Origin of the sequence: Halothermothrix orenii H 168, from assembly GCF_000020485.1 — a bacterium.
Lineage (GTDB): Bacteria > Bacillota > Halanaerobiia > Halanaerobiales > Halothermotrichaceae > Halothermothrix > Halothermothrix orenii.
In genome coordinates this window covers 1-17,500 of sequence record NC_011899.1, presented here as the reverse complement: position 1 = coordinate 17,500, position 17,500 = coordinate 1, and the positions used below count along the sequence as shown (strand labels likewise).

Annotated in this window: 16 protein-coding genes (1 of these 16 cut by a window edge); 5 read left to right on the top strand and 11 right to left on the bottom strand. The window is 38.9% G+C overall.

Annotated features, from left to right (window positions below):
- A protein-coding gene (locus HORE_RS00080) for a demethoxyubiquinone hydroxylase family protein (RefSeq protein ID WP_041605679.1) crosses the window boundary here: on the bottom strand, window positions 1-217 show its beginning. It extends 248 nt beyond the left edge of the window; 217 of the gene's 465 nt are visible here — the first part of the coding sequence; its start codon is at window positions 215-217; the stop codon falls past the left edge of the window.
- A gap of 437 nt (window positions 218-654) precedes the next feature.
- On the opposite strand from HORE_RS00080, the gene HORE_RS00075 reads away from it, so the two are divergent.
- From HORE_RS00075 to HORE_RS00065, 3 genes are all read left to right on the top strand, one after another.
- Window positions 655-1,821, top strand: coding sequence for an FAD-dependent oxidoreductase (locus HORE_RS00075; protein ID WP_012634976.1), 1,167 nt, complete (start codon window positions 655-657; stop codon window positions 1,819-1,821).
- A gap of 2 nt (window positions 1,822-1,823) precedes the next feature.
- Window positions 1,824-2,108 (top strand): ferredoxin family protein, encoded by a 285-nt coding sequence (locus HORE_RS00070; protein WP_012634975.1) that lies wholly within the window; start codon window positions 1,824-1,826, stop codon window positions 2,106-2,108.
- A gap of 103 nt (window positions 2,109-2,211) precedes the next feature.
- Window positions 2,212-2,445: a CLC_0170 family protein gene (locus tag HORE_RS00065; RefSeq protein WP_041605678.1), complete on the top strand. Its 234-nt coding sequence runs from the start codon at window positions 2,212-2,214 to the stop codon at window positions 2,443-2,445.
- Window positions 2,446-2,532: 87 nt separating this feature from the next.
- On the opposite strand, the gene HORE_RS00060 is transcribed toward HORE_RS00065, so the two are convergent.
- The 3 genes from HORE_RS00060 to HORE_RS00050 are packed head-to-tail and all read right to left on the bottom strand — an operon-like array spanning window position 2,533 to window position 6,381.
- Window positions 2,533-3,708, bottom strand: a complete 1,176-nt coding sequence (locus HORE_RS00060; protein WP_012634974.1) for a Ger(x)C family spore germination protein — start codon at window positions 3,706-3,708, stop codon at window positions 2,533-2,535.
- Complete coding sequence (locus HORE_RS00055) at window positions 3,705-4,814, bottom strand: GerAB/ArcD/ProY family transporter (RefSeq protein WP_167935739.1); 1,110 nt, start codon at window positions 4,812-4,814, stop codon at window positions 3,705-3,707. The genes HORE_RS00060 and HORE_RS00055 overlap by 4 nt, the downstream gene beginning before the upstream one ends.
- Entirely contained in the window at window positions 4,786-6,381 is a 1,596-nt protein-coding gene (locus HORE_RS00050; protein WP_012634972.1) for a spore germination protein, read from the bottom strand. The genes HORE_RS00055 and HORE_RS00050 overlap by 29 nt, the downstream gene beginning before the upstream one ends.
- Before the next feature lie 286 nt (window positions 6,382-6,667).
- On the opposite strand from HORE_RS00050, the gene HORE_RS00045 reads away from it, so the two are divergent.
- Both HORE_RS00045 and HORE_RS00040 read left to right on the top strand, forming a co-directional pair.
- On the top strand, window positions 6,668-7,498 hold the full coding sequence (locus tag HORE_RS00045) for a substrate-binding domain-containing protein (protein WP_012634971.1): 831 nt from the start codon (window positions 6,668-6,670) through the stop codon (window positions 7,496-7,498).
- A gap of 89 nt (window positions 7,499-7,587) precedes the next feature.
- A complete protein-coding gene (locus tag HORE_RS00040; protein ID WP_012634970.1) occupies window positions 7,588-7,782 on the top strand; it encodes a hypothetical protein in 195 nt (64 codons plus the stop codon).
- A gap of 134 nt (window positions 7,783-7,916) precedes the next feature.
- On the opposite strand, the gene gyrA is transcribed toward HORE_RS00040, so the two are convergent.
- From gyrA to dnaA, 7 genes are all read right to left on the bottom strand, one after another.
- Window positions 7,917-10,361: a DNA gyrase subunit A gene (gyrA, locus tag HORE_RS00035; RefSeq protein WP_041606163.1), complete on the bottom strand. Its 2,445-nt coding sequence runs from the start codon at window positions 10,359-10,361 to the stop codon at window positions 7,917-7,919.
- A 128-nt stretch (window positions 10,362-10,489) separates the two neighbouring features.
- Window positions 10,490-12,418: a DNA topoisomerase (ATP-hydrolyzing) subunit B gene (gene gyrB, locus HORE_RS00030; RefSeq protein WP_012634968.1), complete on the bottom strand. Its 1,929-nt coding sequence runs from the start codon at window positions 12,416-12,418 to the stop codon at window positions 10,490-10,492.
- Window positions 12,411-12,680 (bottom strand): extracellular matrix regulator RemB, encoded by a 270-nt coding sequence (gene remB, locus HORE_RS00025; protein ID WP_012634967.1) that lies wholly within the window; start codon window positions 12,678-12,680, stop codon window positions 12,411-12,413. Before remB ends, gyrB begins: the two co-directional genes overlap by 8 nt.
- 23 nt (window positions 12,681-12,703) lie before the next feature.
- Window positions 12,704-13,831: a DNA replication/repair protein RecF gene (gene recF, locus HORE_RS00020; RefSeq protein ID WP_012634966.1), complete on the bottom strand. Its 1,128-nt coding sequence runs from the start codon at window positions 13,829-13,831 to the stop codon at window positions 12,704-12,706.
- Complete coding sequence (locus HORE_RS00015; protein ID WP_012634965.1) at window positions 13,832-14,050, bottom strand: RNA-binding S4 domain-containing protein; 219 nt, start codon at window positions 14,048-14,050, stop codon at window positions 13,832-13,834.
- A gap of 15 nt (window positions 14,051-14,065) precedes the next feature.
- Window positions 14,066-15,169, bottom strand: coding sequence for a DNA polymerase III subunit beta (gene dnaN, locus HORE_RS00010; RefSeq protein WP_012634964.1), 1,104 nt, complete (start codon window positions 15,167-15,169; stop codon window positions 14,066-14,068).
- A 347-nt stretch (window positions 15,170-15,516) separates the two neighbouring features.
- Complete coding sequence (gene dnaA, locus HORE_RS00005; protein WP_012634963.1) at window positions 15,517-16,908, bottom strand: chromosomal replication initiator protein DnaA; 1,392 nt, start codon at window positions 16,906-16,908, stop codon at window positions 15,517-15,519.
- Window positions 16,909-17,500 lie beyond the last annotated feature (592 nt).

The window sequence follows — 17,500 nt, the reverse complement described above, 5'->3', positions numbered from 1 at the left end:
AGAAAAGGGCTCCTATTCTGGTTGGTTTTCCCCCCAGTTTTACAATAATATCACTGAACCTCAATGCATGGGTCTTCTCAATTTCCCCCAGTTTAATCAGAACCCTGGCCATATACCTATCTTTACTTCCTTTAGCCTGGTTAAGATAAAGATCTGTCTGGGCCAGCTCCAGGGTATAAAACCAGTTTAACCATTTCAAAAGTTTACTATCTTCCACCACCTGGCCTCCTGTCTATTAGTTTCTCATTATTTTATTATGGCTTAAAATTAATATATTTACCCTATCTATTTTCATAGTAAAACATTGTTAAAAATATTTATAATAATGATTTTTAACTTATTACCAGGCTTTACGACCGGAAAAATCAATTATAAAAGACCCTGTGGTCCCCTCAGTTAATAAATAATATTGAAATTGTTTTAAAAAAACATCTCCCATGTAATTTTTCCTGAAAAGAATATTTTATAGTCGAGAGTAAAAAACTAATTAAAAAGAAAGGAGTGAATAGGGCTGGGACATCACCGTTATGACGTTATTGTAGTTGTAGCAGGACCTGCCGGTTCTTCGGCAGCCCTGGTCGGGGCCCGGGGAAACCTTTCTGTAGCCCTCCTTGAAAGGGGACAATACCCCGGAAGTAAAAATATGTTTGGTGGGTGATTTATCGGGAGGCAACAGCCCAGATCGTACCTAATTTCTGGGAAGAAGCTCCAGTAGAACGGGCTATCGTTACCGATACTTTATGGTTTATGGACCAGACCTCGGCTGTCCAGGTAGGTTTTACTGGCCTTAACTATGCTAAACCACCCTATAATAAATTTTCGGTCATCAGATCACGTTTTGATCACTGGCTTGCCAAAAAAGCCGAAGAAGCAGGGGCTCATTTAATGACATCCTGTCTGGTTAAAGACCTTATCTTTGAAAAAGAGGGACTGACAGGGAAAAAGGTTGCCGGGGTAGTCCTTGATGATGGTAGTAAACTTTATAGTGATGCAGTAATTCTGGCTGAAGGAGCCATGGCTGATCTCGCTGCTAAGGCAGGACTCAGGCGTGAAATCTCTGCTGACAGCCTTAAAATATATGTAAAGGAAATTCTGGCCCTCCCCCGGGAAATAATAGAAGCCCGTTTTAACCTGGAGAAAGACGAAGGGGTGATTATAGGCATGGTTGGTTTCCCCACTTCAGGGGCTGTGGGAAAAGGTGGTATCTGGACCAACCGTGATAGTATTTCACTGGTGGTGGGAGGATATCTAAACCAGATTGTCAATAAAGGTTTAAACCTCTATCAACTCCTCAACCGGCTGAAAAAACATCCCATGATCAGGAGACTTATTGAAGGAGCAAAAACAGTCCAGTATATGTCCCATCTTATCCCCAAAGGAGGTTATAAAAGTCTACCTCAGTTTTATGATAATGGTATCCTGATAACCGGAGATGCCGGTATGCTGGTCAGTGGACGCCACGGAACCGATATTGCCATGCTGTCCGGTAAATATGCTGCTGAAACTGCTTTACAGGCTAAAGCCAGAGGGGATTTTTCTAAAAAGACCCTCTCCTCATATGAAAATAAACTTAAGAATACTTTTTTTATGCGGGCCATAGAAAGTAATAAAGAAGCCCGGGATTATTACCGGGAATACCCTGATTCTGACTTTGTTTTCAGTAAAACCCTGAACGAAGTGGCCTATGAATTTTTCAAAGAAGGCTTAAAAACCCAGGATGAAAAGCTGAATGAAATAATAGAAGAAGTTAAAGAAATTCAATCACTCCAAAAAAATATCAGAGATATATATTCTGGATTACAGCACTGGAGGGTATTTTAAAATTGACTAGTTTTTTAAAAAATAATGAGAATCCCCTTAAATATGTAAATATAATCCCTGCAGGTAAATCTCATATCCATATAAGGAATAAAAAGGTCTGTCTTGACTGTGAAAATAAACCCTGTACGTACTACTGCCCTGCCCGTGTATTTTTCTGGGAAGTTAATGAAATTAAAATATTGTTTGAAAGGTGTATCGAATGTGGAGCCTGCCCCTGGGGGTGTCCCCGGGAAAACATAGACTGGGTCTACCCACCAGGAGGCTATGGTGTCAAATATGAGGTTTAAATAATTTTTGTGACAGGTTTATTATTAATTATTAATGGTAAGCGACAAAACAATTTATGATGGTTAACATATTTAAAATATTTATTCAAAAAGGAGGATATTTATGGATTTGATTATCAGTGTTCTGGACTTTATTAAACACCAGATTTATACACCCTATTTACCCCCGCTTTTTATTATCTGTGGTCTTCTGGCCTTTTTTGGAGATACCAACTACGCCAATTTTTATGGCCATAACAAGGACTTTGTTTTTTCCTTTTTCCTGGGGTTACTTAATATTTTAGCAGGTTTACTTTTAATTCTGGTTAGTATTATACATACCCGTTATGTTTTTTAGCAAATAAAAAATTTCTTAATAAAAAATTCACCGCTCAGCTTTACGAACAGAAAAATCAATTGTGAAAACCCTGATTTAGCAGCATTTCTATTTTTTCGTAAAGGTACTCATCCCCATCCTCCGGATATCTACATATATAGTTAGGTCCAGCTCTCCTTCACTGAAGGCTTTTCTCCAGTTATTTATCTCCTTCCATTCCCGGTTCTGATAGGCCCTGAGCTGCTGGCCAAAACCAAATATATCTGCTTTAAATTGTTTTTGGACTTTATTAATCATCTGTTCTAATTCACGTTTATATTCCTTTTCCACTCTCTCCTCCAGGGCTGAAAAAAGTACCGGATCATTATAGTCAGTCTGGGTTTCCTGGGAAACAATCCGACCTTCTACCTCCATATCTATTATAAATTTAACCTTTCCGTTCTTTTGAATTATAGGTCTAACATTAGAATTAACACCTGTCAGTTGGATGGTTACCCTCCCTAGTTCGTCCTCCACATCCCTGACAACCTCTATACCACCTCTTTGGTTTTCAGTAATCTGGATGAAATTCCAGGTTTCATAGAGATCAAGGGACCCCACCATATTATCCCCCCGGAAGACAGCCACTCCCGTATTGACAACCGAATCCTTGTGGGAAGATACCATGATAGCCACCGGGTCAATTCCTTTGTCTATTAACCTGACCACAAACTCCATAAAGGGTATATCGGGCATACGCCCTGTATTCTGGGCTGTTTCCACCATATTCATTAAGAACATGGCCTGAATTGTAGCTGATTTAGGAAAGGTCTTTAAAACATCAGCTGCATCCCCCTTACTAACTAGAATATAAGATAATCTACGGAACATAGGATGGTTTCTGAAATAATTTAAAAATTGGTTAACTCCATTCTGGGCCACTTTCTGACCAAATATCAAAATTCGGACATGACCAAAAAAAAGACTATATTTTAATTTTTCCTGGCAGAGCTCTATAGCCCGGGCCATCGTGGCCCCGGTGGAACTGATATTCCAGACAACCTGTTCCCCCATGGGAGGGGCCTGCCCGGCCCCACCGGTCATCTGTTCAGAAATAGCAATCTGGAGGGTAACCTTAACCATATAGGAACCTTCAAAATTGCCGGGCTGGGGAATATCGGCATAATCTATTCCAATTGCCAGAACTGTTGCCCTCTCATCTATATCCTTTAAATCCCAGCACCCTGTTAACAGGATAGATATTAAAACTATAACCATTATTGCTGGTAGAATTCGTGATTTCATGCCTTCTGTCCCCCTTTAATATTTCTAATGAGAGAGATAATATACAACAGGGGAGTCACGGTTATAATTACTAACCCTCCAAACTTCCCCATGACATTCATATAATTTAATACTTCATATATATTTTGGGGATAGGTACTAAAAAAATAAAACAAAGGAAGTAGGGGGTATACCAGAGTTTTATGGTCAGATAATTTTAAAACCTGGGTAGCCCCTACCACCGAACTATAAAATAAATTAGTAACCGTGGTAAAAACAGCTATTACCCAGAAGGCAATAAAAATAGCCTCAACCCTTTCTAAAATGAGTCCTGGGAAATTGATCACCTTAACCAGCTCCAGGGTCGGCCACATTAAGTTCTGAAGTTCCCTGGTTCCAAACACTCCTATTCCAATAATAACTACAGCCAGATAAATTGCTGCAGGGGATAACCATCCTTTAAACCCATAGTTATATACTTTACCCAGGGTAGTTATAGAAGGGATAAACAGAAATATAATTTCAAAGCCAACAAAGGAAAAAAACAGTTCCCTGGTGTTAATTAAAATAGAGGGAAGTCCATTTCCCAGCAACGGAAGAAGTTTTATCCCGGTCACCTGTTTAAGGGAAACAGCCAGTCCAAAAACAGCCGGTATTATTAGGAAGATAAAGAACAATTCATTAACCCTCCCGAAGACCTCTACATCATGCCTGGAGAGGTAGGCTACCAGAATTAACATAGAGATAATTATCACTTCAATGGGGGTATTTAATAAAATTGCATCAACCATCATTTCTGCAAAAACCCTGAATATTAAACTACTCAATAAAAACCAGTAAGTACAGAAGATGAGCGAAACCAGGGTACCCGGTATTTTCCCGATAATACGAGGGGCATACTCCATTAAGGTATTTTCCGGAAAGCGGGTCCCCAGTTTTAAGATAAGAAACAGAAAAAAAAGGGCAATAACTCCCCCCAGCAGAAGGGCAATCCAGCCGGCTGTACCGGCAAATTTAGTTGCCGTTTTAGGTAATATTAATACCCCGACCCCGACCATGGTGTTGGCAATGATCCCGGCAAACTGCCTTTCACTTAATTTACCGTGTTCTTTCATTCTGGTCATCATCCCCTTTTGAGGAAAACCTCTTTTCATCTTTAGTCCGCAAATATTTAGGTCGTCTATACATTAACCAGAAGGGTGCCCTGACCACCAGGTCTTTCAGGTCAGATAACCGGGACGGGGCCAGTGGGGTTAAATAGGGGATTCCGAAGGACTTGAGGCTGGCCAGGTGAATGGTTATGGCTATTAATCCCCAGATAAGTCCATAGAGACCAAAGATGGTCGTCACCACCATAAGGGGAAACCTCAATATCCTGAGGGCAATGGCACTCCCGTAGTCGGGAATTGTAAAAGAAGCAATGGTAGTAACAGCCACAATAATTACCATAAAAGGGCTGACAATACTGGCACTGACCGCAGCTTCACCTACAATCAGGGCCCCAACAATACCGATAGTAGGGCCAATGGGATTGGGAAGACGGATGCTGGCCTCCCTTAAAAGTTCCATGGCACCCTCCATTATAAAGGCTTCCAGATAGGAGGGAAAAGGAACCATACCCCTGCCACCGGCAAAGGCAAGGGCCAGTCGGGTCGGTAACATTTCAGGATGGAATGATATCAGAGCAATATATATAGATGGTAAGGTTAAGGATAAAAAGGCAGCTATTCCCCTTATAATCCTGATAAAATTAGCCACCAGAAACCGTTCATGGTAATCTTCCGGGCTTTGAAAAAATATAGAGATAGTCATTGGTAGAATCAAAACAAACGGGGTGTTATCAACTACGACAGCAACCCGGCCCTCCATCAGGTTAGCAGCCACCCGGTCGGGCCGTTCTGTACTCAATATCTGGGGGAATGGTGATAAATGACTATCCTCTATTAACTGTTCTACAAAACCGGAACTACCGATATTGTCTATGTTTATATTATTTATCCTCTCTTTTACCTCTTCAACAAGGTGTTTATTGGCAATACCCTCTATGTAACAAATAGAAACACTGGTTTTTGAAAAGCGTCCTATATTATAATTTTTAATCCTTAATGAGGGGTGTTTTACTCTCCTCCTGATTAAACCTGTATTAACAGCAAGGGTCTCAGTAAAACCATCCCTAGGTCCTCTGATTACCGATTCTACAACCGGTTCAGAGACTGACCTTTTTTCCCACCCCTTGGTATTTAAAACCATTACCTGTTCATAACCATCTACCAGCAGAACGGAATCACCATTTAAGATTCCTTCGATGGTATCTTCAAGCTTTTCAGTGACTTTTACTTCATTTATGGTCATGGTATTATCCCGGACAAATTTAACAATATCATCGGTCGTTAAATTCTCAACATTATCACTGAAAAACTCCTCAGTAAATAATGGTTCGAGGATACTTTCATTTATTGTTTTTTTATCAACCAGGCTATCAATATAGATAAGGGTTGCCTTAATTTTAAGCTTTTTTCCCAGCTTAAATTCCCTGAAATTGACATCATCACTAAATCCAATTATATCTTCTATGGTTTTCTCATTTTTCTTTATATCCCTGGTTAATTTTTTTTTGGATGTTTTTTCCCCGGGTCTATCAGTATTACTACTGATAATTTCATCTATTCTCTCTTTTATCCGCTCCCAGTTCAAATTACTTTTACCCCTTTCAAGTAAATGAGGACTTTATGGCTTTCAGGCTTACAATATATTATGACTTAAAAGAGGTAATTTTATGTGGTGGTTAAAAATGTCAGAATACAAACCCTGAAAGGAAAAATAATAACCACATAGATGTTTTAAAAATATTTATATTAAAGGTTATAATTTATTTAAAACCTATAATAAGATTAAAAACCTGGTATTAAATTATACCATGTAACAGGATATACCATCACCAGCTTAATCACCACCAGGTTACAGAGGGAGGAGGGTCTAAATGGATTTTTTAAAGTCAGTCGTATTATCTTCAGTCGTATTATCTAATGTATTATTTATTAAAAAATTTATTAAAATATTATATACTCATTATCAAAAAGTTAACAGAAAAATAATTTATATATCATTAATAATAGGTATAATATCGTTAATGGTTATACCCCTGTCCGGTTGTTCCCCTGCTTCCGGGGAGTCTAAGAAGCCAGAGAAAGTAAAAATCGGGGTCACGGTAGCCACCATGAAATATGATGTATTTTATTTAATCAAAGAAGCCATGTTTGATAATCAGGAAAGGGAGAATGCAACTCTGATCTGGAAAGATGCCGGTTATGATGAAAAAAGGCAGGCTCAACATATTGATGAATTTATCAAGGAAAAGGTAGATGTGGTTATAATTCATCCGGTAAACCCCATAACTTCAGGTAAATTAGTTAAAAAATTATCAAGTAAAAAAATCCCGGTACTGGCCTTAAGGAGATTACCTTATGAAGTCGGTCTAGATGGTTATATTCCGGCCAATAATTTCAGAATAGGTATGGAGCAGGCTATCTATGTTGCTGACCAGATAGACCATGAAGGGAAAGTTGTTATTTTAAAGGGGGATAAAAAAACCAATTCAGCCCAGTTAATAACCTGGGGAAATAAACAGATTTTAAAAAAAGAACCCGGTATCAAAATTGTGGCAGAAAAGTGGCATGAATTTGACAAAGTTGAAGAGGCAGCTAAAACCACCAGGCAAGCTTTAGAAAAATACCCCGATATTAAAGCCATACTGGCAAATAACAGCCGCCTGGCCATGCAGGCCGTCAAGGTTTTAAAAGAAAAAAACTGACCGACAAAGTTGTTACCATCGGGTCAGATTTAAGTAAAGAAGCCTATGAAGCCATTAAAAAGGGAGACCATGATGCCGAGATCGATACTATGCCCTATCTGATTGGCTTAACAGGATTTAAGACTGCGGTGTCTATTGCCAGGGGGGAAAACTGGCTCTTTGATCAAAAAATTAATAATGGAGAATACAAAATACCGACCATTATTACTCCTATAATGACAATAGATAAATATAATCTGGTAACTGTTGAAGATAGATGGAAAAAAAGAAATATAAAGTGGTAAATCATTAAAAATATTTTAATAAAAAAATTAACCCCAGCCCTTTTAAGGGCTGGGTATCTCTACAGGTTTAATATTAAGTTCTCCATTTAAACACAATTTAAACATAAGTAATCCTGTCTTTAACCATTCAACAATTAATCCATCTCCTCAATATCCTTTTCTTCAGGGGAAATCCGTGCCAGGGAAACCACCCGGTCACCCTCTTCAAGCCTGATAACCTTAACACCCAGGGTATTTCGACCCAGGCGAGATATCCCTTCAACCCTGGTCCTGATAATGATACCTTCACTGGTGATAAGAATCAGGTCATGGTCTTCTCTAACAACTTTAACCCCGGCCAGGTTACCATTTTTCTCTGTTATATTTGCCGTAATAAGTCCTTTACCACCACGGCTCTGCAGTCGGTATTCCTCAAGTGGGGTTCTCTTACCATAACCCTTTTCGGTAATAACCAGGAGGTCATCTCCTTCACTATCAACCCCCATCCCGACAACATAGTCTCCATCCTCTAAAGTTATAGCTTTAACTCCCATGGCCGTTCTTCCCATAGACCTGACTTCATTTTCTTTAAAGTGAATGGCTTTACCCCTGTGGGTAACAATAATTACACTCTGGTTTCCATCAGTATATTTAACATCAATTAGTTCATCTTCATCCCTTAAAGTTAAACCGATTAAACCGGTATACCGGGACTCATATTCGGCCAGGGGTGTCTTTTTTATCATACCATTTCTGGTTACCATAACCAGGTACCTCTCCTCATCAAATTCCCTGATGGGGATAACAGTAGTTATCCTCTCTTCTTCTTCCAGTTCCAGCAGGTTTACAATGGCAGTACCCCGGGCCTGGCGGCTGGCCTGTGGAATCTCAAAAACCCGGAGTCGGTATACCTTACCCTTATTTGTAAAGAACAGAAAGTAATGATGGGTTGAAGTTGTAAAGACGTGTTCAACAAAGTCTTCCTCTTTGGTATTAATACCTATTATACCTTTACCGCCACGACGCTGACTGCGGTAAATATCAATAGGCATTCTCTTTATATAACCATGGTGGGTTAAGGTGATTACCACCTGTTCTTCAGGTATCAGATCCTCTACATCGAGGTCAACAGCCTGAATAGATATTTCAGTCCTTCTTTCATCCTGGAATTTTTCCTTTAATTCAAGAAGCTCATCCTTGATAATACCCAGTAACTTGCCTTCATCTGCCAGGATAGATCTGTAATAGGCAATCTTTTCTTTAAGCTCCTTATATTCAGCCTCAATTTTATCCCTCTCCAGACCGGTAAGCCTCTGCAGCCTCATTCTCAGGATGGCTTCAGCCTGTTTTTCAGTAAGGTTAAAGTTTTCAATTAAACCCCTGCGGGCAGTATCAACATCAGGTGCTTCTCTAATTAACTGGACTATATCATCAATATTGGCCAGGGCTATCCTGAGTCCCTCCAGGATATGGGCTCTGGCTTCAGCTTTATCCAGCTGGTATTTTGTCCGTCTGGTAACTACTTCTTTTTGATGTTCCAGGTAATGGTTTAATAGCTCCTTTAAGGTTAAAACCCTGGGCATACCATCAACCAGGGCCAGCATAATAACCCCATAGGTTACCTGGAGCTGGGTATATTTATACAGACGGTTTAAAATAACTTTAGGGACAGTCCCTTTTTTAAGTTCTATCACAATCCGGAGTCCGCGCCTGTCCGATTCATCCCTTAAATCACTTATTCCGGTTATCTTTTCATCCCGGACGAGATTTGCTATCTTTTCCACCAGGCGGGCTTTATTAACCTGATAGGGAATTTCCGTAATTATTATTTTCGACTTACCGTTCTTATCCTCTTCTATCCGGGCCTTTCCCCTGACTTTTAACCGTCCCCGCCCGGTCTTATAGGCCTGGTAAATTTTATCTTTACCCATAATTATACCACCAGTAGGGAAATCAGGCCCTTTTATTATTTTCATTAAATCTTTAACCTCAAGGTCAGGGTTATCTATTAAAGCAACAACACCGTCGATAACCTCACCGAGGTTGTGGGGTGGAATATTGGTAGACATCCCGACAGCAATCCCGGAGACTCCATTCATCAAAAGATTTGGTAATCTGGCCGGCAATACCTCTGGTTCTTCAAGGGATTCATCAAAGTTGGGAGCAAAATCCACCGTGTTTTTATCAATATCCCTCAAGAGTTCGGTGGTTAACCTGGCCATTCTGACCTCGGTATACCTCATTGCCGCAGCTGAGTCGCCGTCAATAGAACCAAAATTACCGTGGCCATCAACCAGGGGATAACGAAAGGAAAATTCCTGGGCCATCCTGACCATGGTATCATAGACAGCAGTATCGCCATGGGGATGGTATTTACCCAGGACTTCACCGACAACCCTGGCTGATTTTTTATGGGGTTTATTGGGGGTAATCCCCAGATCATGCAGGGCATAGAGTATCCTCCGCTGTACCGGTTTCAATCCATCCCTGACATCAGGTAGAGCCCGGCTTACAATAACACTCATGGCATAGTCCAGGTAGGCACCCTTCATTTCATTCTCAATATCAACCTCAAGGACCTTACCATTGTTTATATCCATTACCATTAATAATTCACCTGCCGATTTAATTTATATAAAGCTGGTAAAGTTAGAGATAAAAAGGAAATAAATTAGTTAAGGATATTTAGGAAATTAACAAGGAAATTAACTATGAATAATTAATAAAATTAAACATCCAGGTTCTGAACTTCATGGGCATGTTCCTGAATAAATTCGCGCCTGGGCTGGACCTTATCCCCCATGAGGGTAGTAAAGGTCTCATCTGCTACTACCGCATCCTCAATTTTGACCTTGAGGATAATACGGTTTTCAGGGTTCATGGTAGTTTCCCAGAGCTGGTCGGGGTTCATCTCTCCAAGACCTTTGTAACGCTGCAGGGTTATTTTATCACGTCCTATGTCATTGAGTAGTTTTTGTAAACCCCGGTCGTTATAAACATACTCTTCCCTTCTCCCCTTTTTCACCTTATAGAGGGGAGGCTGGGCTATATATATCATGCCATTTTCAATTAAAGGACGCATATACCTGTAGAAAAAGGTAAGCAACAGGGTCCTGATATGGGCCCCATCAACATCGGCATCGGTCATTATAATTATTTTGCCATAGCGGGCCTTATTTATATCAAATTCATCCCCAATTCCGGTTCCGATGGCTGTTATTAAGGCCCTTATTTCTTCATTGTTGAGAATCTTATTCAATCTGGCCTTTTCTACATTTAAAATCTTACCCCGGAGCGGTAAGATGGCCTGGAACTTCCGGTCCCGGCCCTGTTTAGCAGAACCACCGGCTGAATCCCCCTCAACTATATAAATTTCGGTATTTTCAGTATCACGGGAAGAACAATCAGCCAGTTTACCCGGTAAAGCTGTATTTGATAAGGCCCCTTTTCGCCTGGTGAGCTCCCGGGCTTTTTTGGCAGCTTTCCGGGCCCGGGCGGCACTCCTGGCCTTTTCCACAATTATCTTCCCTATTTTAGGGTTTTCCTCAAGGAAGGTCCTTAAATTACTCGATAGGGCAGAATCAACAAATCCCCTTATTTCACTATTACCCAGTTTGGTCTTGGTCTGCCCCTCAAACTGGGGATCTGTAAGCCTGACACTGATAATAGCTGTAATTCCTTCCCTGATATCCTCCCCGGTCAGATTTTCATCATTTTCTTTTAAAATACCCTTACTCCGGGCATAGTCATTAACAGTTCTGGTTAAGGCACTCTTAAATCCACTTAAATGGGTTCCACCTTCCCGGGTATTTATATTATTGGCAAAAGTAAAGATACTATCAACATAACCATCATTGTACTGGATTGCAATCTCTACTTCTCTATTTTCATCCTTTTCCTCAAGGTAAAAAGGTTCATCAAATAAGGGATTTTTATTCTTATTCAGATACTTAACAAAAGAAACTAATCCCCCTTCAAAACAATACTCATCCTGACGGGCCTCCTCTTCCCGTTCATCCCTTAAAATAATTCTGACCCCTTTATTCAGGAAGGCAAGTTCTTTTAAGCGCTGGGCCAGAACCTTATACTTAAAGTTAACATCTTCGAAGATTTCCTCATCTGGTTTAAAAGATATGGTAGTCCCTGTTCCAGAACATTCACCAATAACCTTCAGGTCATATACCGGGATACCCCTGTTATATTTTTGATGGTATACCTTACCATCCCGCCAGCAGACCTCAACTTCCAGCCATTTGGACAGGGCATTGACAACAGATACACCAACTCCGTGAAGACCACCTGAAACCTTATAACCATCCCCTCCGAACTTACCTCCGGCATGGAGAACGGTTAAAACCACCTCAACGGCTGGTTTTTTAAGTTTGGGATGGGGGTCTACGGGGATTCCCCGGCCATTATCTTTAACTGTAATTATATTACCGGGTTTTATAATAACTTCTATCAAGTCACAGTAACCCTGCATGGCCTCATCAATACTATTATCTACAACCTCATATACAAGATGGTGGAGACCATCCATTCCTGTAGACCCAATATACATCCCGGGCCTTTTTCTTACTGCTTCTAATCCCTCTAAAACCTGTATATGCTCTGCTTCATAATTACCTTTGTTATTTAAAAAACTTTCTTCAGCCATTGGAATTTCCCCCATTTTCTTTAAACAGTTCTTTTACCCTTTTAGCCAGTGTGTGGGATGAAATCATAGACAGGTAGACTGTCTCACCGGTCAAAACAAAAGACTTGGGGTTGCCATCAGAATAATCTATTACAAACCCTTCTTCGGTAGCTATCTCCATAAATTCCTGACTAACCTCTGATTGGTTAACTTTTTCCAGGTCACCTATCAGTACTATATCTCTGGTGGGTATCATATATCCATCACCAAGGTGTAAAAACAATGAAAGACCACCTGCCTTTTCTATTATAATGACTTATATCTGGTTATTAGGCCATTTCTAACTTTAAATACCTTTATCGAAGGGGTATTAATTTCGTTTAAATTAAAAAAATCTGTCGCCGTAATAAAAGTCTGAACCCTGTGGGCCATTATATCTATTAACCTGTGCCTTCTTTTATTATCCAGTTCAGAAAAAACATCATCAAGTAAAAGTACAGGGTATTCCCCCTGTTCTGATTTCATAAATTCCAGTTCAGCCAGTTTTAAAGATAATGCGGCTGTCCTCTGCTGGCCCTGGGACCCGTACTTTCTGATATCGATACCATTCATGGTTATTTTTAAATCATCCCGTTGCGGACCTGCCAGGGTATATCCCCTGGTTATTTCCTCATTTCTATTATTAACTAATTTATTCCTGAATATAATTTTTATTTCCTCTAATTCCTTTTCTTCAATTCTGTCACTGAGGCTGGACTCATAAGAAAGAGTTATATTCTCAAGACCATCTGTAATCTGTCGGTGGGAAAGCCTGGCCAGAATCTTTAATTTATCAATAACCTCAATCCGGTTTTGTATTATTTTAGCTCCTATTTCAACCAGCTGCTCATCCCAGACTTCAAGGAGGGTAGTATCTGACTTATTACCGGTCATTAATTCTTTTAAAAGGTTATTTCTCTGACTCAAAATATGATTATATTTTTTTAACAGGTAATGGTAATATGGTTTTACCTGGGATAATTCTGTGTCAAGGAATTTCCTCCGGAAATGAGGACCCTCTTTAACCAGTTTTAAATCTTCTGGTGAAAACAGAACCACATTCAAATTTCCCAGGAGTTCTGAAACCCTCTCCTGGGGAACATCATTTATCTCCAGTTTTTTTACCTTTTTATTAATTTCCAGAGATATTTTTAGTTTTTCATCCCTTTTTACAAGATAAAGCTGGACAACAGCCCGATCCTGGTTCCACCTTATCAGCTCTCTATCCGCATTAGTACGGTGGGAAGAAGCTGTCCCCATAAGGTAAACTGCTTCCAGAAAATTTGTCTTTCCCTGACCATTTAAACCAACAAAGACATTTAATCTATTATCCAACTTTATTAAATTCTCTGTCAGGTTACGAAAATCCTTCAAATAAATACGATCAATATACATTTAATCTCTGGTCACCCGGTATACAGTATTTTCACCTACCAGTTGTACTTCATCTCCGGGTACCAGCTTCCGCCCTCTCCTTAACTCTTCTTCACCGTTAACCATAACTTTTCCTGCCTGAATCAGATTTTTGGCCTGTCCTCCAGTGGCCACAATATTGGCATATTTAAGTAATTGATCCAGTTTTATTTTTTCAGTATTAATCTTTATATCTTTCATTTTATAACCTCCCGTTTACCGGCGGACGGGCATTACCAGGTAAATAAAATCATCACTATTTTCTTTCTTTAAAGTTAAAGGATTTAAAGGTCCAATAAGTTCCAGAATAACCACATCATCATTCAGTACCTTTAAGACATCAAGTAAATAACCGGCATCTATATTAATATTCTGTTCAGGACCCTGGCTTTCTATTTCAATTTCTTCCCGGGCAAAACCCTCTTCTGAATCCTGGGATGTAATAATCATTTTGTTATCCTTAACTGAAATAGAAATTACATTGGAATCAAGCCGTGCAATCAGGGACACCCTTCTTACTGACCGTAATAAATTATTACGATCAACCCTGACTTTAGTGTTATATTCTTTTGGTAAAACCTGCTGGTAATTGGGAAACTGCCCTTCTATAACCCGGGATACCAGGACTATACCATTAAAATTAAACCTGACATAGTTATCCCCAATTAAAATTTCGACTTCTCCATCATCATCAAGGAGATGACTTAATTCACTTAAAGTATTGCCCGGTAAAATTACTTCTTTCTTTCCTTCAGGGCTACCATCGAGATCCAGTGAAGATAAGGATAGCCGGTATGTATTGGTAGCAACCATCCTTATTTTACCACTATCAATAACCATAGAACCCCCGGTTAAAGCTGGTTGAGTCTGGTCGGTTGAAGTTGAAAATTTAACTTCATCTATTAATCTATTGAGGTCACCACAATTTAAAGTAATTTTGTGGGGAATGTTAACCTCAGGTAACTGGGGAAATTCATCAGCATCAAATCCCTTAATTTTAAACCTGGAACTTAAACAGGTCAATTCAGCCTCATATTTATCAAGGTCAGCTTTAAAGTTAATATTGTCATCAGGTAATTCCCTGATAATACCACTGAGATGACTGGCTGGTAAAACTATTTTCCCTTCAGTTATAATATCTGCTTTAACCCAGTATTCTATCCCTAATTCCAGATCTGTTGCCTTCATGTGTAGTCCTTTATCTTTTCTGGCTTCAAGGTAAATTCCGGTGAGGATGGGCATAGTATTTTTAGAAGAAACCGCGCGCTGGACTATATTTATGCTCCTGGAAAAATCTTTCTGGGAAATTGTAAATTCCATAACATACCCTCCATTTCGAAAGTTGTCCACAGAAAAAAAGATTAAAATTATAATTTAATTTATTTATTTAAACCAGTACTTATAGTAGTAATACCTGTAGATATGTTGAAAGGTGACTTTAAGGTTGTTATAACGGGGATAATGCCTGTATATAAACTGTTGAAAGAAGCTTTAAGGTTGTCCACATGTTAACAGGTTAAAAAAATACCTTAAAGTTATCCCCAGTTATTAACACTCAGTTAACAAATTATCCTTAATTTATTAACAGATTGTATTAATACTAAATCTATTACATCAGGATTTAAATCTGTAAGTTGTAAATTTAAATTTACTGGAAGTTGTGTAGTTTAACGGGTCCCTGTTTTTATTTTTTCAACCAGCTTATCTATCATTTTCTTAAAGTCAAGATCATCTTCATATTTTTTAGTAACCTTATTGTGAGCATGGATAACTGTAGTATGATCCCTTCCTCCAAAGTTTTCCCCGATCTGGGGTAAGGAAGAACTGGTTAACTCCCTCGAAAGATACATGGCTATCTGCCTGGGGAAGGCTATATTCTGGGTTCTTTTCTTTGAATCCATGTCTTCTATTGTCAGGTTATAATAATCGGCGACAACCTTTTTTATGTGATCAATGGTAATCTGTTTAGGAGCATTATTATCTTTAGCCACCAGGTCTTTCAAGGCCTCCTGGGCCAGATCTATATCTATTTCCCTGTTGACCAGGGAAGAGTAAGCGATAACTTTAATTAATGCCCCCTCAAGTTCTCTAATGTTGGACTGAATTTTATTGGCGATATAGATAATTACTTCATTGGGGACCTCCAGGTCCTCAAGGTCTGCTTTTTTTCTTAAAATAGCTATTCTGGTCTCGAGATCTGGTTTTTGAATATCGGTAATCAACCCCCACTCAAAACGGGAACGCAGCCTCTCTTCCAGGGTTGGTATTTCTTTCGGGGGCCGGTCACTGGATATTATCAACTGTTTATTGGCTTCATGGAGTGAATTGAAGGTATGAAAAAATTCTTCCTGGGTCCTTTCTTTACCGGCTAAAAACTGGATATCGTCAACCAGGAGGATATCTATATTCCTGTATTTATTTCTGAATTCAACTGTCCTATCATCCTTAATGGCATTTATAAGTTCATTGGTAAATGTCTCTGAAGATACATAGACAACTTTTTTATCGGGATTATGATCCAGAATAAAATGGGCAATAGCCTGCATTAAATGAGTTTTACCCAGACCAACATCTCCATATATAAAGAGGGGATTATAGGCCCGGGCCGGGGCTTCAGCAACCGCCAGTGAAGCAGCATGGGCAAACCGGTTACTGTTTCCGACCACAAAGGTGTCAAAAGTATATTTTGGGTTAAGGCCATTAGGAATTTCTATATTACTATTCTTTTTGTTATTTTTGCTTTTAACTTTATCCCTGGTTTCAACCCTTGCCCTGTCCTTATTGTCAAGTTCATCCAGTTCTTCCGGTGACATAAGTACAATCTTCCAGTTGCTATTGGTTAAATTTTTAATAACCTCTTCAATTAGTTCTAAATATCTAGATTCCAGCCAGTCCTTTATGAAATCATTGGGTACCTTAACGATTAGCTGATTATTAACCAGGGAATGGGCTTCAGTATCCGAAAACCAGGTTCTAAAGCTGGGATTACTTAATTTTTCTTTAATTTTGGATAAGGTCTCCTGCCATATATGGTTTAGTTCATCCTGTGAAAAAGACATTAAATTACCCTCCTAAATCCTCTGAAAAATAAAAGTTATCCCCAAAATAAAGGGATAATCCAGTAGTTTATCCACAAATTTGTGAATAACTTTATTGGTTATCCACAGTATTAACAGGGTTTAAATTCTTAAAATGACGGAAATTATAAAAATATATAAACATATTCTGTGAATTATTATCCTCTTTATCCACAAAATTAACATTCATCCACCCGGGTTATCAACATTTTGTGGATAAAAACATTTGTTTTTGTGGATAACTGGGGTATTTTAGCCAATAAAAAAGGAGTTATCCAGTTGAATACAAATAAATACACAACCTGTGGATAACTTACTCACATATCTGTGAAAAATTATAGAAATAAATATTATTGTTTCTAATAATGTATGTTTTTAGTTATATTCAGGGTATAAATTTTAACTCAAAAAAGGCTATTAATATAATAACAAATTATTAACAGTTTATCAACAAAAAATACTTGATTACAGGTCTGTGGATAAATAAAGGAGATGAAGTAAAATCCTTGACTGATGGTACCAAATAACATATAATTTAAAATGTATAATTTTTTTAATTCAGTATATAAATTAA